This is a genomic window from Chryseobacterium sp. Leaf394, from assembly GCF_001424105.1.
In the GTDB taxonomy this organism is placed as follows: domain Bacteria; phylum Bacteroidota; class Bacteroidia; order Flavobacteriales; family Weeksellaceae; genus Chryseobacterium.
The window spans coordinates 69,002-88,424 of record NZ_LMQH01000012.1; the positions used below are offsets into that span (position 1 = coordinate 69,002).

The 19,423-nt window shown below is 36.1% G+C and carries 23 protein-coding genes; 10 read left to right on the forward strand and 13 right to left on the reverse strand.

Annotated elements, in window-relative coordinates; translation table 11 throughout:
- Positions 1 to 5 precede the first annotated feature (5 nt).
- The 5 genes from ASG21_RS15715 (at position 6) to ASG21_RS20355 (ending at position 3,126) form a co-directional block, all read left to right on the forward strand.
- A complete protein-coding gene (locus ASG21_RS15715) occupies positions 6 to 662 on the forward strand; it encodes a peptidoglycan recognition family protein (RefSeq protein WP_056082641.1) in 657 nt (218 codons plus the stop codon).
- A gap of 110 nt (positions 663 to 772) precedes the next feature.
- Positions 773 to 1,450, forward strand: coding sequence for a uroporphyrinogen-III synthase (locus ASG21_RS15720; RefSeq protein WP_056082643.1), 678 nt, complete (start codon positions 773 to 775; stop codon positions 1,448 to 1,450).
- Between the two features lie 30 nt (positions 1,451 to 1,480).
- Positions 1,481 to 2,512: a uroporphyrinogen decarboxylase gene (gene hemE, locus ASG21_RS15725; RefSeq protein WP_056082646.1), complete on the forward strand. Its 1,032-nt coding sequence runs from the start codon at positions 1,481 to 1,483 to the stop codon at positions 2,510 to 2,512.
- Between the two features lie 134 nt (positions 2,513 to 2,646).
- The gene (locus tag ASG21_RS15730; protein ID WP_241773516.1) at positions 2,647 to 2,964 is read left to right on the forward strand and encodes a hypothetical protein; all 318 of its coding nucleotides are present in this window, start codon (positions 2,647 to 2,649) and stop codon (positions 2,962 to 2,964) included.
- A gap of 3 nt (positions 2,965 to 2,967) precedes the next feature.
- A complete protein-coding gene (locus tag ASG21_RS20355; protein ID WP_185113740.1) occupies positions 2,968 to 3,126 on the forward strand; it encodes a hypothetical protein in 159 nt (52 codons plus the stop codon).
- Positions 3,127 to 3,200: 74 nt separating this feature from the next.
- Here the strand turns inward: ASG21_RS20355 and ASG21_RS15735 are convergent, their stop codons facing one another.
- Positions 3,201 to 3,497 carry a hypothetical protein gene (locus tag ASG21_RS15735; RefSeq protein WP_056082649.1) on the reverse strand — a complete coding sequence of 99 codons (297 nt, stop codon included), beginning with the start codon at positions 3,495 to 3,497 and terminating at the stop codon, positions 3,201 to 3,203.
- 131 nt (positions 3,498 to 3,628) lie between these two features.
- Here ASG21_RS15735 and meaB point away from each other — a divergent pair, with 131 nt between their 5' ends.
- Positions 3,629 to 4,615: a methylmalonyl Co-A mutase-associated GTPase MeaB gene (gene meaB, locus ASG21_RS15740; RefSeq protein WP_056082652.1), complete on the forward strand. Its 987-nt coding sequence runs from the start codon at positions 3,629 to 3,631 to the stop codon at positions 4,613 to 4,615.
- On the opposite strand, the gene ASG21_RS15745 is transcribed toward meaB, so the two are convergent.
- On the reverse strand, positions 4,612 to 5,160 hold the full coding sequence (locus tag ASG21_RS15745) for a DUF4251 domain-containing protein (protein WP_056082654.1): 549 nt from the start codon (positions 5,158 to 5,160) through the stop codon (positions 4,612 to 4,614). The two genes, meaB and ASG21_RS15745, sit on opposite strands and share 4 nt — an antisense overlap.
- Before the next feature lie 113 nt (positions 5,161 to 5,273).
- Here ASG21_RS15745 and ASG21_RS15750 point away from each other — a divergent pair, with 113 nt between their 5' ends.
- Together ASG21_RS15750 and ASG21_RS15755 are read left to right on the forward strand one after the other, a co-directional pair.
- A complete protein-coding gene (locus ASG21_RS15750; protein ID WP_056082657.1) occupies positions 5,274 to 6,080 on the forward strand; it encodes a M48 family metallopeptidase in 807 nt (268 codons plus the stop codon).
- Between the two features lie 65 nt (positions 6,081 to 6,145).
- Positions 6,146 to 6,463: a hypothetical protein gene (locus ASG21_RS15755; protein ID WP_056082660.1), complete on the forward strand. Its 318-nt coding sequence runs from the start codon at positions 6,146 to 6,148 to the stop codon at positions 6,461 to 6,463.
- A 35-nt stretch (positions 6,464 to 6,498) separates the two neighbouring features.
- Here the strand turns inward: ASG21_RS15755 and ASG21_RS15760 are convergent, their stop codons facing one another.
- The 7 genes from ASG21_RS15760 to pgi all read right to left on the reverse strand — a co-directional run bounded on the left by ASG21_RS15760 (position 6,499) and on the right by pgi (position 13,438).
- A complete protein-coding gene (locus tag ASG21_RS15760) occupies positions 6,499 to 7,128 on the reverse strand; it encodes an outer membrane beta-barrel protein (protein ID WP_056082663.1) in 630 nt (209 codons plus the stop codon).
- Entirely contained in the window at positions 7,112 to 7,927 is an 816-nt protein-coding gene (locus ASG21_RS15765; RefSeq protein WP_056082664.1) for an ATP-binding cassette domain-containing protein, read from the reverse strand. Before ASG21_RS15765 ends, ASG21_RS15760 begins: the two co-directional genes overlap by 17 nt.
- Positions 7,927 to 8,679: an ABC transporter permease gene (locus ASG21_RS15770; RefSeq protein WP_056082669.1), complete on the reverse strand. Its 753-nt coding sequence runs from the start codon at positions 8,677 to 8,679 to the stop codon at positions 7,927 to 7,929. Before ASG21_RS15770 ends, ASG21_RS15765 begins: the two co-directional genes overlap by 1 nt.
- 83 nt (positions 8,680 to 8,762) lie before the next feature.
- Entirely contained in the window at positions 8,763 to 10,094 is a 1,332-nt protein-coding gene (locus ASG21_RS15775; protein ID WP_241773517.1) for an exopolysaccharide biosynthesis polyprenyl glycosylphosphotransferase, read from the reverse strand.
- Positions 10,095 to 10,164: 70 nt separating this feature from the next.
- Complete coding sequence (locus ASG21_RS15780; protein ID WP_056082674.1) at positions 10,165 to 10,794, reverse strand: 7-carboxy-7-deazaguanine synthase QueE; 630 nt, start codon at positions 10,792 to 10,794, stop codon at positions 10,165 to 10,167.
- 6 nt (positions 10,795 to 10,800) lie between these two features.
- Positions 10,801 to 11,685 (reverse strand): bifunctional 5,10-methylenetetrahydrofolate dehydrogenase/5,10-methenyltetrahydrofolate cyclohydrolase, encoded by an 885-nt coding sequence (locus ASG21_RS15785; protein WP_056082676.1) that lies wholly within the window; start codon positions 11,683 to 11,685, stop codon positions 10,801 to 10,803.
- Positions 11,686 to 11,797: 112 nt separating this feature from the next.
- Entirely contained in the window at positions 11,798 to 13,438 is a 1,641-nt protein-coding gene (gene pgi / locus ASG21_RS15790) for a glucose-6-phosphate isomerase (protein WP_056082679.1), read from the reverse strand.
- 225 nt (positions 13,439 to 13,663) lie between these two features.
- On the opposite strand from pgi, the gene ASG21_RS15795 reads away from it, so the two are divergent.
- Positions 13,664 to 15,094, forward strand: a complete 1,431-nt coding sequence (locus tag ASG21_RS15795) for a glycoside hydrolase family 125 protein (RefSeq protein WP_056082682.1) — start codon at positions 13,664 to 13,666, stop codon at positions 15,092 to 15,094.
- A gap of 59 nt (positions 15,095 to 15,153) precedes the next feature.
- On the opposite strand, the gene ASG21_RS15800 is transcribed toward ASG21_RS15795, so the two are convergent.
- A complete protein-coding gene (locus ASG21_RS15800) occupies positions 15,154 to 16,071 on the reverse strand; it encodes a DUF4349 domain-containing protein (protein ID WP_056082686.1) in 918 nt (305 codons plus the stop codon).
- Between the two features lie 278 nt (positions 16,072 to 16,349).
- On the opposite strand from ASG21_RS15800, the gene ASG21_RS15805 reads away from it, so the two are divergent.
- Positions 16,350 to 17,708 (forward strand): acyl-CoA dehydrogenase family protein, encoded by a 1,359-nt coding sequence (locus ASG21_RS15805; protein ID WP_056082689.1) that lies wholly within the window; start codon positions 16,350 to 16,352, stop codon positions 17,706 to 17,708.
- A gap of 87 nt (positions 17,709 to 17,795) precedes the next feature.
- Here the strand turns inward: ASG21_RS15805 and ASG21_RS15810 are convergent, their stop codons facing one another.
- From ASG21_RS15810 to ASG21_RS15820, 3 genes are all read right to left on the reverse strand, one after another.
- Complete coding sequence (locus tag ASG21_RS15810) at positions 17,796 to 18,173, reverse strand: MauE/DoxX family redox-associated membrane protein (RefSeq protein WP_056082691.1); 378 nt, start codon at positions 18,171 to 18,173, stop codon at positions 17,796 to 17,798.
- 535 nt (positions 18,174 to 18,708) lie between these two features.
- Entirely contained in the window at positions 18,709 to 19,164 is a 456-nt protein-coding gene (locus tag ASG21_RS15815; RefSeq protein ID WP_128414336.1) for a hypothetical protein, read from the reverse strand.
- Positions 19,154 to 19,423, reverse strand: a 270-nt coding sequence (locus ASG21_RS15820; protein WP_206743177.1) for a hypothetical protein, incomplete at its 5' end; no start/stop codon positions are given. The genes ASG21_RS15815 and ASG21_RS15820, both read right to left, overlap by 11 nt.

The window sequence follows — 19,423 nt, forward strand, 5'->3', positions numbered from 1 at the left end:
TTATAATGAAAAAGGTAATTTTCCTTCTCTTTTTATTTGTTTTAAATTTCAGTTCTGCACAGAATTCAGGTTTAAAAATTGTCGAAAAACCCATAAATTATTCACCGGAAAGAATCCGGTTAAGCCTGGAATATTTAAAGGATCACCATGGTTTGATTCAGAAAACACCTACAATCGTTCCCAAAATGATTGTTTTGCATTACACCGCCGGCGGAACTGTTGAAAGCAATTTTAAATATTTCAACAACACACATCTTGAAAGTGCCAGAAATACTTTAAAAAAACAAAGCACGCTCAACGTTTCCTCACAATACATCATCGACAGAGACGGCACGGTTTACCAACTGATGGAACCGAATCAGTTTGCGAGACATACGATTGGTTTAAACTACTGCGCTATCGGCGTTGAAAATATCGGTAGTAAAAGTCAGCCACTCACAGATAAACAAGTGGAAGCAAACGCGCAATTAGTCAGATATTTAACTCAAAAATATAAAATCGAATACCTGATTGGTCATTCAGAATACGGAGTTTTCAGAAATTCAAAATTGTGGAAAGAATCTGATCCGAAATATTTCACAGGAAAAGAAGATCCCGGAAAAGACTTTATGAATAAAGTGAGACAGAAAGTTTCAGATTTGAAATTAAAAGATAAACCATAAAATTATTTTCGTAAAATACTCAAGCCTAGCTGAGTGAAACGCCTTTGCGAACTTAAAAATATACGCATAGAAATCAAAAAAAACCTTTTCGCTCTTTGCAGTAAAAAACAATGAACATTTTATTTACCAAAAATTCAGACAAAGAATACATTTCCGAAAAGCTCGGAAGTGCATTTTCATTTGACTGTATTGAGGTCATCAAAATAAAATCCCTACCTGTAAAAAGTTTTGATTTAAAAGGCAATTCACTGATTTTTACAAGTGCAAATGGTGTAAAATCATTTTTTGAAAACGGTTTTATGCCCGATGAAGATTTTACATCAAAAAACTACAACAAAATTTACTGTGTCGGCGAAAAAACCAAGAGAGAACTTAGGAAAAACGGTTTCGGAACTTTTAAGGTTTTAAAAAATGCAGAAACTCTTTTAAAATTTATTACTGAAAAGTGTTCACAGGAAAAATTCATTCATTTCTGTGGAAATCTCGCGCTCGATGTGTTGGATAAGAAACTTCCGCTGCAAAATATTCAGTATAAAAAAGTGGTGGTTTATGACACAGAAGAACTCAATCCGGCAATTACTGAGAAATATCACGCTATAGTTTTTTTTAGCCCAAGCGGAGTTCGTAGTTTTGCGAAAAATAATTCTCTGGACAATACACTCCTTTTTTCGATTGGAGAAACGACCTCCAATGAATTAAAAAAATTTACTGATAATAAAATTTTTACCAGTAGAAAAAACAATTTAGAAGATTTATTAAAAATGCTGTCGGCAAACTTGAGCTTTTAAAGCCATGAGCCAGAAGCCAAAAGCTAAGTTATGATTAAAAACGACCTATATTTAAAAGCACTTCGTGGCGAAACTGTAGAAAGACCGCCGGTTTGGATGATGAGACAGGCAGGCAGATATTTGCCGGAATTCATTGCACTTCGTGATAAATACGACTTTTTTACGAGATGCCAGACTCCTGAACTGGCTTCCGAAATCACCGTTCAACCTATCAGAAGATTTCCTTTGGATGCTGCGATTTTGTTTTCAGACATTTTGGTGGTTCCTCAGGCGATGGGAATTGATTTTAAAATGAAAGAAAATGTCGGTCCATGGCTGGATAATCCGATCAGAACAATGGAAGATGTACAAAATGTTGTCGTTCCGAATGTGAATGATACATTGGGCTATGTTTTTGATGCGATCGAACTGACTTTGCTTAAACTTGACAATGAAGTACCGTTGATTGGCTTTGCTGGTTCTCCGTGGACAATTCTTTGCTACTGCGTGGAAGGAAAGGGCAGCAAGGCATTTGATATCGCCAAGTCTTTCTGTTTTCAGCAGCCGGAAGCAGCGCATTTATTACTTCAGAAAATTACTGATACTACAATTGCTTATCTGAAAAGAAAAGTTGAAAAGGGTGTTTCCGCAGTTCAGGTTTTCGACTCATGGGGCGGAATGCTTTCTCCACAGGATTATCAGGAATTTTCATGGAAATACATCAGTCAGATTGTTGAGGCTCTCAGTCCGTTAACTCATGTTGTGGTTTTTGGAAAAGGATGCTGGTTTGCACTTGAAGAAATGACGATAGCACCGGTTTCAGCATTAGGTGTTGACTGGACGATCAAACCGGAATTTGCAAGAACACTGACGAATCACACGATGACCCTTCAGGGCAATTTTGATCCTGCCAGATTGCATTCTACACCGGAAACCATCAAAAAAATGGTTAATGAAATGATCAACCGTTTCGGGAAAGACAGATATATTGCCAATTTGGGACACGGGATTTTACCGAATATTCCTTTGGAAAATGCGGAAGCATTTATCCGAGCTGTGGTTGATTGGAAGCCGAATAATTAATATGAATTAAAGATTTTTTGTATTTATAATCTTGAAAGTACATTTACCCGCTTTGAATTTGTGAGTGAAGGTACAAATGGTGCAATAAAAAAATTAATTGAATTCAAGAAACTACGAACTCTCAAATTTTTAATTTGGCATTTGGGGATTACAGTCCACTAACCGATGAAATTGATGACTTGGCAGTCTCGGATAATGGTGACACTGAAAAGATTTTGGGAACTGTCATTTCCGCACTGTACGTTTTCTTTAATAAATTTCCAGATGTCTACGTTTATGCAACGGGTAGCACAAAAGCAAGAACAAGGCTGTATAGAATGGGAATTACAAAGTTTTATGATCAAATGAAAAAAGATTTCTATCTTCATGGTCAAATTGGCAACGAATTTCCTGAATTTCAAATTGGTATAGATTATGAAGGATTTTTAGCACAAAGAAAGTTTATAAATTAAGTTATGAAAAATACACCCGTTTTAAACAACAAATTGCCACTTGTTGCAATAGACAAAAATTTAGATAAACTACGTGATAAGGTAATGTTTCCTGAAAAGCTTGAAAAAGCAAACAAAATGTTGTTAACCGCAAATTTACCCAAGAACAAGCACGTTAACTGAAACTTCAGTATAGCGATGAATAAAATAAATCCCTTTCAAAATAATTTTGAAAGGGATTTATTATTTGTATAAACTTATTTTGTTTTTGCTGAAACAATGTAATCGTACACCCACTGATGCTGTTCATCATTAAGTCTTGCTTTAGGCGCCATAGAATTCATAATTCCAACCCATTCCACTGAAGTAAAATCGTCTGGTTTTGGCAAACCGTGACATTTTTTGCATGAATTTTCAAAAATTGTTTTTCCCTGAGCAAGTTGTTCCGCTGTACTCGTAGCAGCTACGGGAGCTGTGGTTGTTGCAACAGCTTTCGGCGTACAGGAAGTAAAAAATATTGCGGTTAAAAGCAATGTCCCTATGAGTTTTTTCATTTTTTTATTATTTGATAAACAAAATTAGTGTTTCAGATTTTATTCTGTATTCACAAAACTTAATTTAGAAGCATTAAAATTAAGATCAGGCACAAAGCTTTTTTGTTTTTAATTTTTATATTTTTGAACCGATGAAAATCTCTACACAGGAACTTTTCGACGGAATACGATCGGGCGATAAACGTCTGATAGGAAAGGCTATCACTTTGGTTGAAAGCAAAAAAGCCGAACACCGAAAGCAGGCTGAAGATCTGCTAAAACTGATTATGCCTTTCACTGGAAAATCTGTTCGTATTGGAATTACAGGGGTTCCCGGTGCAGGAAAATCTACTTTCATTGAAAATTTTGGACTTTTAGCGATTTCTAAAGGTAAAAAAGTCGCTGTTTTGGCCATTGACCCAAGTTCAGCAATTAACAAAGGGAGTATTCTGGGCGACAAAACCAGAATGGAAGAATTGACTAAACATGAAAATGCTTTCATCAGACCTTCTCCGAGTTCAGGATTTTTGGGAGGTGTTGCCAATGCTACTTTTGAAACGATGTTGATCTGCGAAGCGGCAGGCTATAATTATATTTTAATTGAAACTGTTGGTGTAGGGCAATCTGAGATTCTGGTTGCAGACATCACCGATGTTTTTTTATTCCTGAAAATTATTGGTGGCGGCGATGAACTTCAGGGTATCAAACGTGGAATTATGGAAATGACCGATGTTATTTTTATTAATAAAGTTGATGAAGACAATCTTCAGAAAGCTAAAAATACAAGACTTGAACTGAAACGGGCTTTGGATTTTATTCCATCAAAAGAAAAAGACTGGAAGGTACAGATTTTATTAGGTTCAGCATTAAATAATCAAGGATTAGAAGATGTTTTTGAAAAAATAGATGATTTTATTTCATTGAAAAAGAAATCTGACAGATTTGAATTGGTAAGAAAACAACAGTCTGAAAAACGCTTTGAATATTGGGTTCAGGAATATATTTTAGCTTCACTGAAGAAAAACACGATGTTTGAAGAAGCTTATTTTCAGCACAAAAAAAATGCTTCAGAACAGATTTCAAATCCAAGTTCTGAAGCAAAATTATTTGTTGATAAATTTCTTAGAGATGAAAATTAGAGCTTTTCTTTTTTAGTTTCAATTTCATTTTTAGAAATGTAACCATCGTACGAAATCGGCTGTCTGTCGTTGCTTTTGATAGAAACCAATGCTTTTCCATTTTTAAAAATTTCAATAAAAATATCCGACACATTGGTAACATCCTTAGGTTGGATTTTATAAATCCATTTTCCTTTTCTCTTTTGAGATTTTTCTACTGTAAATTCTTTTGAAGTAAATCTGTAACTGTTACCGTCAGGATTTCCATAAGTTGGATTAAATGTACGTCCGAAATAAGGTAAAACTACTTCAAGTTGGCTCTTTTTTAAACTGAAACCATACCCATCTCCCTGTAACTGAAACATTCTTACAGCAGGTGCGCCCGGCATTGAGTTGGCAATGTTGATGACATCATAATTGGTGGGATTGGCTCTTTCAGCATGAAAGCTAAATTCATCAGAATTCACCAGGATGTTTGTTTCTGCCTGTGTAATTTCTTGTGCTGAAAGGTTTTGGAAATTCAGAAGAAATCCAAATATCATAATGAATGCAATATATTTTTTCATAATTTTAAACTAAATACTATTAGGATTATACATAACAAATTTTATGCTAATATAGACTTTTGTTTTCGTTTGGAACAAATATTGTAAGACAGCAAATATTAACACGCGAAACAATGAAAACTAAATTCTTTTTAGGGTTAGGAGCAGCTATATTAACAGTTGCAGCATGTACAACTAATCCGATTACAGGCAGATCTTCACTTCAGATTGCAAACAATTCTGAAATTCTCACAATGGCGTCTCAGGAATATAAGACAACACTTACAGGCTCAAAAGTGGTGAAAGGTACAGCTGATGCCAACAGAGTTGTAAACGTAGGTAACAGAATAAAAAATGCAGCCGAAAAGTATTATTCAAGCATCGGCAGACAGGCTGATTTGGTGAACTATGCCTGGGAATTTAATTTAATTCAGGATAAGCAAATCAATGCATGGTGTATGCCCGGCGGAAAAGTTGCAGTTTATACCGGCATTTTACCAATCACTAAAGATGATACCGGACTGGCAGTGGTGATGGGTCACGAAGTTTCTCACGCTCTTGCTGGACATGGTAATGAAAGAATTTCGCAGACGATGGTAGCACAGTATGGCGGTCAGATTTTAGGAGGTTCTATCTCTAATGCGCAATGGGCAAAGGTTTTCGAAACTGCATACCCAATCGGTTCGCAGGTAGCTTTACTGAAATATGGCAGAAACCAGGAATCTGAAGCAGATCAAATGGGATTGTATTTGATGTCTATGGCAGGATATGACCCACGACAGTCTATCCCTTTCTGGCAGAGAATGGAATCAGCATCTTCAGGTGCAAGACAGCCGGAATTCCTTTCTACTCACCCGAATCCGGAAACGAGAATTTCAGGTTTAAATAAAAATCTTCCACAGGCGCTTGAATATTATAAAGCGGCCGGAGGAAAACTTTAAATATAAAATATTGCCTGATTTGTTTTTAGAATCAGGCATTTTTAATCTTGATTAAATTTAAAACTATGAAAAATCTATCTATAACAGGAATTATACTTTTAGCTTTGGCAATATTGCTTTTTTACCTTACAACTGACGGTTTTACCACTGAAGAAATTGGTTTACCTCATGTAATGGGCGTAATGGGTGGCGTTGGCATCGGGTTGATCATCGGTGGAATTGTAGGTTACTCCAGTAAAGGCAGTGCGATAAAAGAAGAACAACGGAGAAAAGAATACAAACAGCTTCAGCAGGAAAAAGCTGAAATGGAACTTAAAGCACAGCAAATCGCACAGCGGGAAGCAGAGCTCAACAGAGAACAAAACAGAAATCCTCAAGTTTAATTGAGGATTTTTTTATTTTTGATTTTAAATGTCTTTTAAAACTTATAACCAACACCAACCATAAAAAGGTTAGCTCTGTTGTCATAACGGATGGTTTCTGTATTTTGAGCGCCACCTACTCTTCTCACAAAGTCTCTCTGATCCTTCGTTAAAGCGCCTTCATATTTGGCATTAAGCACAAGACTCTTCAACTCTACCTGCGCACCAAACTGATAGCCCACGGTAAATTGGTTTTTGGAATTTTCTACAAAATCATTATAAGTGTCTTCCTTCGCAAGATTATAACTCATCACCGGACCTATAAATACTCCCAAAGTGTTGCCTAAAACTTTATGACCTACCAAAAGCGGAACATCAACTCTGTTGTTTTTCACATCAAAAGTGGTGTTGGATACCGGATCTGTAAATTCATTTTTAAAAGTGGTGTAATACACTTCCGGCATTGCAAAGAAGCCTAAAGGCAAATCTACTTTCACTGAAAGACCTACGTTGAAACCAACATTATTACTCCCTTTATTTTCAAATGCAGATGTTGCTGAACTGGAAATATTCTTCCATGAAGGTGAACCTGTGGGGAAGATTAAATTGGCCTTTCCGGCAAGCGAAATCTGTGCTGATGCTGCTACGGTAAATCCCAGTAAAGCGATGCTAAGAACTTTTTTCATTGTCGTCAATATTAGTGATTGTGTTTTCAATCGTTTTATTATTTTCAAGTAAATACTCCCTCAATTCTTTGAATAATTCTGATGAATAAACGAAATCAATCAGATTTTTATTGCCTGCGGTGATGAGGATGTCTTTATCTCCTTCCCATTCTTTTATGCCCAGTCTCAGGTAGACAATTTTTTCACCAATTGTCATTACAGAATTCATATCATGGGTGTTGATAATGGTTGTAGTGTTATATTCCTTAGTAATTTCGAGCAGAAGATCATCAATTACATTAGAAGTATAGGGATCTAATCCTGAATTCGGCTCATCACAGAAAAGGTATTTTGGATGGTTTACAATTGCTCTTGCGATCGCCACACGTTTCTGCATACCACCCGAGATTTCAGATGGAAACTTTCGGTTGGCTTTATCCAGGTGTACCCTTCCGATGACCTCAAAAACCCTTCTTTTTTTCTCTCTGAAAGTCAGATTGGTAAACATGTCCAGTGGAAACATAATATTTTCTTCCACCGTCATTGAATCAAAAAGTGCACTGCCCTGAAACAGCGTCCCAATCTCTGCACGAAGCTGCTGTTTTTCTTCACGGTTCATCACGTTGATATCTCTTCCATCAAAAAGGATTTCTCCCGATGACGGCTGATAAACATTCAATAAACTTTTTAGAAATACTGTTTTACCGGAACCACTCTGCCCGATGATCAGGTTTGTTTTTCCTTTGTCGAATGTGGTTGAAATTCCTTTAAGCACTTCAACATCACCAAAACTCTTTTTAAGATTTTTTACCTCAATCATCAGCTTAATATTAATTGTGTTAAAAGTAATTCGGAAATAATGATGAATACCATCGTCCAAACCACGGCCTGCGTACTGGCTCTACCCACTTCCAAAGATCCACCTTTCACAAAATATCCGTAATAAGATGGCACTGTCGCAATTACAAACGCAAAAACGATTGTCTTTGTAAAGGCGTAGTAGATAAACAGATTAGGCATATACATCTGAATTCCTGAGATATAATCAGCTGTAGTCCAGTTCCCTGTCAACATACCCGCAACATAACCACCGCCAATACCGAAAACAATACTGATTGCAATTAAAAGAGGATTAAAGATAAGACACGCAATTATTTTAGGTAAAATCAAAAAATTCGGGGAGTTAACTCCCATAATATCTAACGCATCAATCTGCTCAGAAACACGCATGGTTCCTATAGTTGAAGCGATATATGAGCCTACTTTACCCGCCAGAATCAGACTGATGATGGTAGGAGCAAATTCCAGCACCAAAACCGCTTTTGTAGCGTATCCAACGAAAGAAGGCGGAATTGGGAAAGAAGACGCATCAAAATTATTAAACATCTGAATGGCCACTACAGCTCCCACAAATATCGAAGTAAAGATCACCAATCCGAATGAGTTTACTCCCAAGTCATTGATTTCCCGCATAAACAGCTTCCAGAAAACCCTCATCTTTTGGGGCTTTTGAAGCGATTTACCAATAAGAATCATGTACTCTCCTATGGCTGTAAAAAACTTTTTTAACATTCTGCTAAATTATACTATTTTTATTTAAATAAATTTAAACCTAAATTTAAGATTAATGTATCACGATTAATCTACCAATGGGTTCAACCTGCTTTTTTATCACCTCTGAACATGAGGAAGACTGTTTTCAAAATAATCACAAGATCAAGTACGAAGCTCCAGTTTCTTACGTAGAAAGCATCTGCCAAAACTCTTTTATTCATTTCAACTTCCACATTACCGTCGTCGCCGCGAAGACCGTTTACCTGAGCAATTCCGGTAATCCCCGGATTAACCATACTTCGGAGACTGTACCGCCCTATTTTCTGTTTGTAATGATCATCCACTGCAAGCATATGTGGTCTCGGCCCTACAACCGACATTTCGCCCTTCAAAACATTAATGAATTGCGGCAACTCATCAAGACTTGTTTTTCTCAGAAACCTTCCGGTTTTTGTAATTCTCTTATCATTCATTTCCGTCGTTTTCGTTGCTGAATCTGCATTAACAATCATTGTTCTGAATTTTAGGCAACAGAAAACCCTCTCGTGAAAACCATATCTTTTCTGTATAAAAAAAACTGGCCCCTTTGAAGAAAGCTTGATAAAAATAGCAATCAGAGGGAACATCCACGAACAGATGAATAGCAAAACAAAGACCGAAAAAATAATATCGAAAGTGCGTTTGAGAATAAAGTTTGAAAAATAATCCAAAGGATATTTTGTCTGTTTTAAAACTGGCTGGGTTTTGATGTATTCGAGATCATAGAGGAAAAATTCGTTTTGTGATATCGACGGAACCATCGTAACATTTACCTTACTCTTTTCCGCAAGTCTGAAAATCTCTTCTTCAGTCTTTTTATCAATAGAATTTTGGGTGGGAATAAATATGGTATGAATTCCTTTCTCCTTCCAAAAAGCTGTAAGTGAATGAGTTGAAAGTAATGGACTGTAGTCGAAAATTCTGTATCCGTAATCTCTTCTTTCTTCCAAAAAGTTTTTCAGAACCTCAGTTGATGCATTTTCTTCCAAAAACATAATGTTTCTGTTGTTGACGCCACGTGACCTTAAATATTTAATTCCAAAATAAATCATTGATTTTGAAATCATTACAAAAATGAACAGGTACAGTGAAAGCCATGCCAGCTCACTTCCGAAGAACTGATTGTTACTTACTTTCCGGATAAGGACCAAACCAATTACGAACAGCACAAACTGAGCAATAATTCGCTCTGTAAACAAAGTATAAGTTAAATTTCGGGGAATATTATAAATTTTCGTGCGCCCGCTTAAAAGCAGCCAAAATGAAATTAGAAGCAGAAGCGGAAAAGAATTTTCATACCAAAGATCAGCATTGTGAATTACATCTGTCCGAATCGCATAAAAAAAAATGAACACCGATGCCAGCACCAGAAGGTCTAGCAGAACAATGATCATTTTTAAATATCTGGAATACCGGATTCTCTGCATCGTATACTGAAAACTTATCGGCTAAGATAACGAATTTTTAAGGGATATTCAAGTATTTATGCGTTTGCACAGATGCCTGCCAACGCGGATTTGCGAGAATAAAATCTGTAATTTTAGGATAGATTTCTTCACGTTTGCTCCACTCACTCTGAAGATATAATCTGCAGCTTTCCGAAACTCTTGCAGCTTGCTCTTCAGCAAATTTTAAATCATTATTATTAAAAACGATTACTTTTAATTCGTGAGCTTTCTGATAAATTTCTTCTTTTGGCAATCCGGTCTTTTTAGGCGAAAGGGTAATCCAGTCTAACTGCCCGCTCATCGGATAAGCTCCCGAAGTTTCGATGTGAACGGTACATCCTAATTCCTTTAACTTTCCAGTTAATACATCCAGATTCCACATCAAAGGTTCGCCACCTGTTAACACAACAATTTTACAGTGTTTCGCAGCTGTTTCTGCGATTTCCTCAGCATTCATTAAAGGGTGAAGGGTTGGATCCCAGCTTTCTTTCACATCACACCAGTGGCAGCCGACATCGCAACCGCCTAGTCTGATGAAGTATGCCGCTTTTCCTGTATGCGCACCTTCGCCCTGAATAGTGTAAAAATGCTCCATCACCGGGAGCATTTTACCTTCTTTTAATAATATATCTTCTACTAAATCCATTTTAAATTAGTCGTTATAGACTGAAGTTTTGTAGGCAATGATGGTGTTTTTCATCAACATCGCTCTCGTCATAGGACCTACTCCTCCCGGAACCGGCGTGATCCAGCTTGCTTTTTCTGCACAGCTGTCAAAATCTACATCACCTGCCAGATAATACCCTTTTGGAGAGTCGTCATCAACTCTTGTAATACCGACATCCACGATTACTGCTCCGTTTTTGATCATTTCACCTTTCAAAAAGTGTGGATCACCTAATGCGGTAATTACGATATCTGCTTTTTTAGTGTATTCTTCGATGTCTTTTGTGTAAGAGTGTGTCAAAGTAACGGTAGAGTTCCCGGGAAAATCTTTTCTTCCCATCAAAATACTCATTGGTCTTCCCACAATTTTACTTCTACCGATAATAACACAGTCTTTACCTTTTGTTTCGATATTGTATCTTTCCAATAAAGTTAAAATTCCGAATGGTGTGGCCGGTAAAAATGTATCCATTTCCAAAGCCATTTTCCCGAAGTTCGTCGGGTGGAAGCCGTCAACATCTTTTCTTGGATCAATTGCATTAATAATTTTCTCCTGATCAACCTGATCCGGTAACGGTAACTGAACGATAAAACCGTCAACCGCTTTAGATTTATTTAATTCATCGATCTTCTCCAACAATTCAGACTCAGAAACCGTACTTGGAAATTTCACTAAGCTCGATTGAAAACCAACTTCTTCACAATCTTTCACTTTTGCGTTAACATAAGCTTTACTCGCACCATTGTTTCCAACAAGAATGGCTACCAAATGCGGCGCTCTTCTTTTGCTTGCAATGATTTTATCAACTTCAACCTTGATTTCTGCTTTTATTTCTTTGGAAACTTTTAATCCGTCAAGAATTTCTGCCATTTTTACTTTTATTTTTTACTTTATTAGATTCTAAGTTCAGTTTAGCTATAATTCAAAATATTAATGCATCGTATTTTCAGCCAATAGCAATAAGCCAGATGCTAAAAGCTATTTATTTATTTGATTTATAATAATTAATCAGCCCATTCGTAGAACTGTCATGAGAACTGATGGCCTCACTATTTTCCAGTTCAGGTAGGATTTTATTCGCTAAAACTTTTCCCAATTCAACTCCAAACTGATCGAAACTGAAAATATTCCAAATGACACCTTGTACAAATATTTTGTGCTCGTACATTGCAATCAGTTGTCCTAGTGAAAAAGGGGTTAATTCTTTGATTAACAATGAGTTTGTAGGCGTGTTTCCGTGGAAAACTTTGTAATTTAATAAAAAGTCAATTTCTTCTTCAGATTTTCCGGATGCTTTCAATTCAGCCTCCACTTCTTCTTCATTTTTACCAAAAGCCAAAGCTTCAGTTTGTGCAAAAAAGTTAGCCAACAATTTATCCTGGTGGTCAGAAACTTCATTCGAACTTTTCGCATACGCAATAAAATCTGCAGGAATCAATTCTGTTCCCTGGTGGATTAACTGATAGAAAGCGTGCTGTCCGTTAGTTCCCGGCTCGCCCCAAATGATTGGTCCCGTTTCATATTCCACAAATTCACCGTTTCTGTCTACACATTTTCCGTTGCTTTCCATGTCTCCCTGCTGAAGATAGGCTGCAAAACGGTCAAGATATTGAGAGTAAGGTAAGATCGCCTGCGTTGTTGCTGCGTAAAAATTACGGTACCAAATTCCTAAAAGCCCCATCAAAACAGGAACGTTCTCAGAAAAATCTGCCGTCTGGAAATGCTGGTCCGTATTTTCAGCACCTTTTAATAACTGTTCGAAATTGTCATATCCTACTGCAAGCACGATACTTAAACCGATCGCGCTCCACAATGAATATCTTCCGCCAACCCAATCCCAGAATTCGAAGATGTTTTCTTCTGCTATTCCAAAGTCTTTAACGGCTTGAACATTAGTTGATAAAGCTACAAAATGTTTTGCTACGTCTTCTTGTTTTCCGGCTTTCAAAAACCAGTCTTTTGCAGAATTGGCATTCGTCATGGTCTCCTGAGTGGTAAACGTTTTCGAAGCGATGATGAATAAAGTGGTTTCGGGATTTAAATTCTTCACCACTTCAGCGATATGATTTCCATCCACATTCGAAACGAAGTGAACATCAAGTCTTGTTTTAAAATGCTTTAAGGCAGAAACTACCATCACAGGGCCCAAATCTGAACCACCAATTCCAATATTCACCACATCGGTAATTTCTTTTCCGCTAAAACCTTTGTGATTTCCTGAAATTACATTTTCAGAAAAAGATTTCATGTGATCAAGAACTCTTTTGATTTGAGGTTTAATATTTTCACCGTCTAACAGAATTTCTTTATCAGAAAAATCCCTCAAAGCCGTGTGAAGAACCGCTCTACCTTCTGTTTCGTTGATTTTATCTCCAGAAAACATCTTCGTAATAGCATCCCTTAACTGACATTCTACTGCAAGATTCAGCAATAATTCTTTCGTTCTTGCATCGATTAAATTTTTAGAATAGTCGAAAAGATAATTTTCTTTTTTAATTGAAAACTCTTCAAAACGGTTCGGATTGTACTGAAAAAGGCTTCTCAGTTCAAAATCGTTGTCGCCAAAATGTTCATCGAGAGATATCCAGCTATTGGTTTGAGTGGGGTTTATTTTAGATAGCATATTTAAAGTTTGAATTAGAACTAAAGGATAGATTTAAAAAAATCACCTTAAATTCTTATTGATAAATTTTGATTTGCAAATTTACGGAATTTCGGGCAATGATGTTTATTGTGAATTAAAAATCAGTTTGTGGATTTTCTAATTAAATTTTTGAAAATAGAATCTGAAGATATTGATTGACTAAAAACTCTTAGATTTGAAATAACAATTTAAAACCAATCAAAAATGTTAAGCAGAAGGAATTTTATCAAAAAATCATCCCTTGGATTAGGGTTATTTGCAATACCAAATTCTGCAACTTTTTTATTTGATGATGATTTGATCTCCAAAAGACCAAAACTGAGTGACAGAAAATTCACCTCAGAAGCCGTCGAAAACACAATTAAAATCATCAAAAAATCGATCGCAGATCCTGAACTGGCGTGGATGTTTGAAAACTGTTTTCCCAATACTTTAGATACAACTGTAAAATATTATCAGAAAAACCACAAACCTTTCACCTACGTGATCACGGGAGATATCGATGCAATGTGGCTTCGGGATTCTTCGGCGCAGGTATATCCGTATTTGAGTCTGGCTAATGAAGATGAAAAATTAAAAAAATTATTGAAAGGCGTAATTAATAAACAGGTTGAGTGCGTTCTGCTTGATCCTTATGCCAATGCATTCTTTGATGATGCCAGCAAAATCAGCGAGTGGAAAGATGATTTAACGGAAATGAAACCCGGAATTCACGAGAGAAAATGGGAGGTAGATTCTTTGTGTTATGTGATGCGTCTTTCGTACAATTACTGGAAAACGACAGGAGATTCTTCTGTTTTTGATTCTGAATGGAAAAAAGCAATGCTTTTAATTCTGAAAACATTTATAGAACAGCAAAGAAAAGATTCAAAAGGGCCGTACAAATTTCAGCGGGCAAACGGAAATTCTTTAGATACGCAGTTTGCAGGCGGTTACGGAAATCCCACGAAGAAAGTCGGATTGATTCATTCGATGTTCAGACCGTCTGACGATGCTACTTTTTATCCGTTTTTGGTTTCCTCGAATATGTTTGCAGTGGTTTCACTGAGGGAAACGGCTGAGATTTTTTCTACAGTTTTAAAAGATGAAAATTCCGCTTCTCAATTCAAAAATTTAGCTAAAGAAGTGGATGAAGCCATTCAGAAATATGCGATTCTGAATCATCCCACAGCCGGCAAGATCTATGCTTTGGAAATTGACGGTTTTGGAAATGCTCTGTTTATGGATGATGCGAATGTTCCGAATTTACTATCCATTCCTTACCTCGGTTATGCGTCAAAAGATGATGAAGTCTACCAGAATACCAGAAAGTTTTCACTAAGCAATGCAAATCCATGGTTTAGCGAAGGAAAATTTGCCAAAGGAATTGGTGGTCCGCACATTGGCGAGAATAAAATCTGGCCTTTGGGATTGATTATGCAGGCGCTTACGACAAATAACGACGCAGAAATTATTTCTTGTCTGAAAATGATCAAAGCCACGCACGCAGGAACCGGATTTATTCACGAATCTTTCGATGTAGATAATCCAAAAGACTTTACAAGATCATGGTTTGCATGGGCCAATACTCTATTTGGAGAACTGATTTTGCATCTTCACAAAACGAAACCGGAAATTCTGAAAAGAAAGTTTTAAAACAAAAAAACCTCCGCAAATGCGAAGGCTCAGAAAAATCTATGTTGATAACCTAAAGGTTAGGATGCCGAATTCTGTTCTTTTGTCTGCTGAATTCTATTGTTAGATTTGTTTTTTCGGTAAAAGTAAAATCCGATAACAACAATTAATACAATTGGCCAAACAGTAACCAATCCCACCAAAATTCTCTGAATCAGATAAAAGCCCTCCACGAAAGCGTTTTTCACATCATACAGGAAATTAAATTTATATTTATTGTCGATATTTTTTGTGTTGGTCACTGCAATTTCCGCAATGCGGAGCTTAGGTTCTTTGATGTAAATATCAACCGTGCTGTACTTCAGATTGTCGGCCACATCCATGTTGGCGAGTTGCTGCTGGTTTTCTTCAGACATATTTTCATCGCTCATATTTACTTTTTCTTTGTTGGTTTTGAGCTGAGTGATATTTTCGCCTGTTTTTTTAATTCTTTTCCCTTCCAGTTCTGCATATTTAATGTTGGCAGTAACGTCTTCTGCGTTGATGACTCTAGAGTTCAGAAAAAGTTTCTTGCTGTTGATCAGTGTTAAAAATTCGCCAAGCTTTTCTGTAGGTATGCGAACCTGTATCGTATTTTCCGTCTGATATTTTTTTACCAACATCGCTTCTTCGTTGGATGTGTTGAATGTTTCTTCCGAAAAAACATTGCTTTGAAGATTGCTGTGTGTCACAAATCCTCCAAGATCCTGTACAGATTTTTCGAGAGAAGTGGTCGCTTCATATACATCTTTGACTTCCATATTGACGTTCGCCGTTTTGATAAACTGTTTGTCTTTTACTTTCATGGTTGCCACAGAAGAAATATCTTCAGAAACTGCTGCAGAATCTGCAGAAGTTGACATTTCATAATCACTTGCCGTATCTTCGCCTTTTTTGCAGGAATAAATTCCCAGTAAAAGAGCTGTTGCGATGCTTAATTTAATGTAAGTCATTTTCATATTTTATATTTTTGATGTTTATAAATAATTGAATTCTCTTCCTTGACAATAGCTGAATCGATGCATTCTGATTTTGCGGTTCAGTTTCCGTTGCTTTGCTTATTTCAAAGTTGGGGAAGAATATTTTGTAATGTTTGAAAATTTAAAGTAAAAGAATTGTAAATAATTATTTAATTTAAATCATTACAAATCAAACATTTGTAAAACTAATTCATTCTTCTGTGTGGTATTTCGGATTGATTTTTGCTTAAATTTTACAAATCAAAACCCAACTTGATATGTCTAAAACTTTTTCCAAAATCAGAAACGCGATAGAATTATTTAAATCCATTGATTTTGATCAGCTCAGCGAGATTTCCCAAAAGGTTAATCTACCCAAACTCATGGAAAACTTTTCCAAACTGGATGATAAGCAGCTCAGCGGAATGATGAAAATGCTCGACCCCAATAAAAAGACAAGAGAACTTCCGCCCATCGACGGAGATTTTTACGACGTCTATCATACTCTAACTCCTGAGCAAAGGGAGGTTCAGCAGAAGGTCAGAGAATTTATGGAAAAAGAAGTCAAGCCTTTGGTGAATCATTATTGGCTTCGTGATGAATTTCCACACGAATTAATACCAAAATTTCAAAAATTAGATATTTGCGGCGTAACGTATGAAGGGTATGGTTGCAAAGGAATGCCTTTCTTAATGGAAGGAGTCATCGCTATGGAAATGGCGAGAATTGATGCCTCGATTGCAACTTTTTTCGGAGTACAGTCTGGTCTGTCGATGGGATCCATTTACATCTGCGGTTCGGAAGAACAGAAGCAGAAATGGCTTCCTCAAATGCAGAAGTTTGAAAAAATCGGTGCATTCGGATTAACTGAACCTGAAGTAGGTTCCGGTGCTGCAGGTGGTTTAACTGTTACCTGCAAGAAAACTCCTGAAGGCTGGATCTTAAACGGACAGAAAAAATGGATCGGTAACGCAACATTTGCAGACATTATCATTATTTGGGCCAGAGATTTAGACGATGGTGAAGTGAAAGGTTTCATCGTTGAAAAAGATAATCCAGGATATTCTGTTGAGAAAATCAGAGGAAAAATGGCATTGAGAATTGTTCAGAATGGTTTAATTACGTTAAAAGACTGTGTCGTTACAGAAGAAAACCGTTTACAAAATGCCAATTCGTTCAAAGACACCGCAAAAGTTTTAAGAATGACAAGAGCCGGCGTGGCCTGGATGGCAACAGGATGTGCGAGAGGTGCTTACGAAAGCGCACTGGAATACACCAGAACGAGAGAACAGTTTGGAAAACCAATCGCTTCATTTCAAATGATCCAGGGACATTTGGTGGAAATGCTTTCCAACCTAACAGCCATGCAGACGATGGTGTTCAGACTTTCTGAAATGCAGGATGAAGGAACTTTAAAAGATGAGCACGCTTCATTAGCTAAAGTCTTCTGTACGATGAGAACAAGAGACGTTGTTTCCAGAGCACGTGAAGTGATGGGCGGAAATGGAATTCTGCTGGAATATGATGTGGCAAGATTTGTCGCCGACGCAGAAGCAATCTATTCTTACGAAGGAACGAAAGAAATCAATTCGCTGATTGTTGGAAGATCGATTACAGGATTTAGCGCATTTGTGTAAAGGTCAATGGTGAATGGTCAATTCGCTTCGCTTGTCAATTTGAAATTCACTTGCGAAACAAAATTCACTATTGACTATTCACTTTTTTTATTTCACTAAGGCTTTATATTTATCTTTATTATCAATAATCATCCAAAGATTAATGACAAACAAAACTCCGGCAATGGACATTCCAGTTGTGGATTTGTCGATGGTGAAAACGTGAAGAATAATTCCGACCATTACCGGAAAGATTACGATAGCACCCAAAGCCCGTGCCTTTGGGAAGATAAACAGTAATCCGCCTATAATTTCTACCGCTCCTACCAGAGGCATCAGCCAGTGTAATTTGTTGAACGCATCAAAAATCTTCATCTGTTCCGGTGTGATTTCCGGCATTGGCATATAGTGAAGAAACTTGTCTAAGCCGGCGTTGGCAAACATCAGCCCAAAGAGAAGGCAGATAATAAATTTTACGATTTTCATGATTGTTTATTTTAAATCAAATTTAAACAAAATTTTAATTCGAAAATTTCATAACAAAACTCATATTGACCTTTTAGTTATTTTAATTATTCTGATTAAATTTATAATAAATTTCACTCAGATAAAATGCCATTAGAAACCAATTAGCCTTTTTTTAAAAACGAAAATATTGTTTTCAATGTTGGTGGTTTAGAAAATCATTATCACATTGAATCTGCAAATTGTTTCAATCTTGTATTTTTCTTAAGTCCAAATACTATTTTGAAAGCTGATGATATGAATTCTGAATCTGGAATAACCTCTTTTCCTATAGTTTTGTAGGTAATTTTTATTTTGTATGAATCATTTTGAGAAGAAATACTAATTTTTGACAGATTAGCTGTTTAAGTAATTACATCGTTTTTTCAATAATAAATAGATTCCATAAGGATTTGCTCCACCACTTTTATTTTTTATTTCTACATTAATGTTGTCAAAACTCAATGTCTTTTAGTAGTAAACTCAAACTAATCTTATTAATTGATAGATTCTTCTTTCAATGCTGTTTTAATTCAATCCATTCGTTGTATGTAGCTTCTCCGCCTAAACCCGTAATGAAATACTTATTATTCTGTTCTTTTATTTTGAAGTTTGCAGTTTCAGATTTGCAGTTTTTTTCACTACCAGAATAATATAATTCTAAAACATTATTTTTTTCTATTATGCTATAGTTTCCATTACATACGATCGGTTCATGAAAAGTGGTTGTAGTTAAAACTGCCACATTATTTCTAATATTGAAATAGTATGAAATACTTGCAATGCCATCAGTTGTTTCTTCAGTTTCTACTTTTGACAAAAATTTTCCCTGAATTTTAGAATTGAGTAATTCTAAATTTTCTGAAGCAGAGTTTTTTACATTTTGCTTTTTGTTATCATCATGTGTTTTACATGTGATTAAAAATAAACAGAATATGATAAATATGCAATTTTTCAAAATATTATGCATCATAATATAATTCTAAAATTAATTTATTCTCACTATTACACCATCTGATCCAAAAATTTTCTTTGTGATCATCTTCAACCATCAACCAGCTGCCATTGGTTTTAATTGGATAATAAAAACTATTTTTATTTTTTGGGAATGACTGTGACTTAACAGTTGGAGCTATTTTTAGTGGATTTTCTTTTTCATTAAAATCAACAGAAAATACTGTCAATATATGTTCTTTCACAGTTTGAAACTGAAAATCCGAATCGTTTTTTTT

Bases quoted from the DNA above. Each gene is read 5' to 3' on its own strand.
- ASG21_RS15715 (WP_056082641.1), top strand. From the start codon at position 6: ATGAAAAAGGTAATTTTCCTTCTCTTTTTATTTGTTTTAAATTTCAGT.
- ASG21_RS15720 (WP_056082643.1), top strand. From the start codon at position 773: ATGAACATTTTATTTACCAAAAATTCAGACAAAGAATACATTTCCGAA.
- hemE (WP_056082646.1), top strand. From the start codon at position 1,481: ATGATTAAAAACGACCTATATTTAAAAGCACTTCGTGGCGAAACTGTA.
- ASG21_RS20355 (WP_185113740.1), top strand. From the start codon at position 2,968: ATGAAAAATACACCCGTTTTAAACAACAAATTGCCACTTGTTGCAATA.
- ASG21_RS15735 (WP_056082649.1), bottom strand. From the start codon at position 3,497: ATGAAAAAACTCATAGGGACATTGCTTTTAACCGCAATATTTTTTACT.
- meaB (WP_056082652.1), top strand. From the start codon at position 3,629: ATGAAAATCTCTACACAGGAACTTTTCGACGGAATACGATCGGGCGAT.
- ASG21_RS15745 (WP_056082654.1), bottom strand. From the start codon at position 5,160: ATGAAAAAATATATTGCATTCATTATGATATTTGGATTTCTTCTGAAT.
- ASG21_RS15750 (WP_056082657.1), top strand. From the start codon at position 5,274: ATGAAAACTAAATTCTTTTTAGGGTTAGGAGCAGCTATATTAACAGTT.
- ASG21_RS15755 (WP_056082660.1), top strand. From the start codon at position 6,146: ATGAAAAATCTATCTATAACAGGAATTATACTTTTAGCTTTGGCAATA.
- ASG21_RS15760 (WP_056082663.1), bottom strand. From the start codon at position 7,128: ATGAAAAAAGTTCTTAGCATCGCTTTACTGGGATTTACCGTAGCAGCA.
- ASG21_RS15765 (WP_056082664.1), bottom strand. From the start codon at position 7,927: ATGATTGAGGTAAAAAATCTTAAAAAGAGTTTTGGTGATGTTGAAGTG.
- ASG21_RS15770 (WP_056082669.1), bottom strand. From the start codon at position 8,679: ATGTTAAAAAAGTTTTTTACAGCCATAGGAGAGTACATGATTCTTATT.
- ASG21_RS15775 (WP_241773517.1), bottom strand. From the start codon at position 10,094: ATGATCATTGTTCTGCTAGACCTTCTGGTGCTGGCATCGGTGTTCATT.
- ASG21_RS15780 (WP_056082674.1), bottom strand. From the start codon at position 10,794: ATGGATTTAGTAGAAGATATATTATTAAAAGAAGGTAAAATGCTCCCG.
- ASG21_RS15785 (WP_056082676.1), bottom strand. From the start codon at position 11,685: ATGGCAGAAATTCTTGACGGATTAAAAGTTTCCAAAGAAATAAAAGCA.
- pgi (WP_056082679.1), bottom strand. From the start codon at position 13,438: ATGCTATCTAAAATAAACCCCACTCAAACCAATAGCTGGATATCTCTC.
- ASG21_RS15795 (WP_056082682.1), top strand. From the start codon at position 13,664: ATGTTAAGCAGAAGGAATTTTATCAAAAAATCATCCCTTGGATTAGGG.
- ASG21_RS15800 (WP_056082686.1), bottom strand. From the start codon at position 16,071: ATGAAAATGACTTACATTAAATTAAGCATCGCAACAGCTCTTTTACTG.
- ASG21_RS15805 (WP_056082689.1), top strand. From the start codon at position 16,350: ATGTCTAAAACTTTTTCCAAAATCAGAAACGCGATAGAATTATTTAAA.
- ASG21_RS15810 (WP_056082691.1), bottom strand. From the start codon at position 18,173: ATGAAAATCGTAAAATTTATTATCTGCCTTCTCTTTGGGCTGATGTTT.
- ASG21_RS15815 (WP_128414336.1), bottom strand. From the start codon at position 19,164: ATGATGCATAATATTTTGAAAAATTGCATATTTATCATATTCTGTTTA.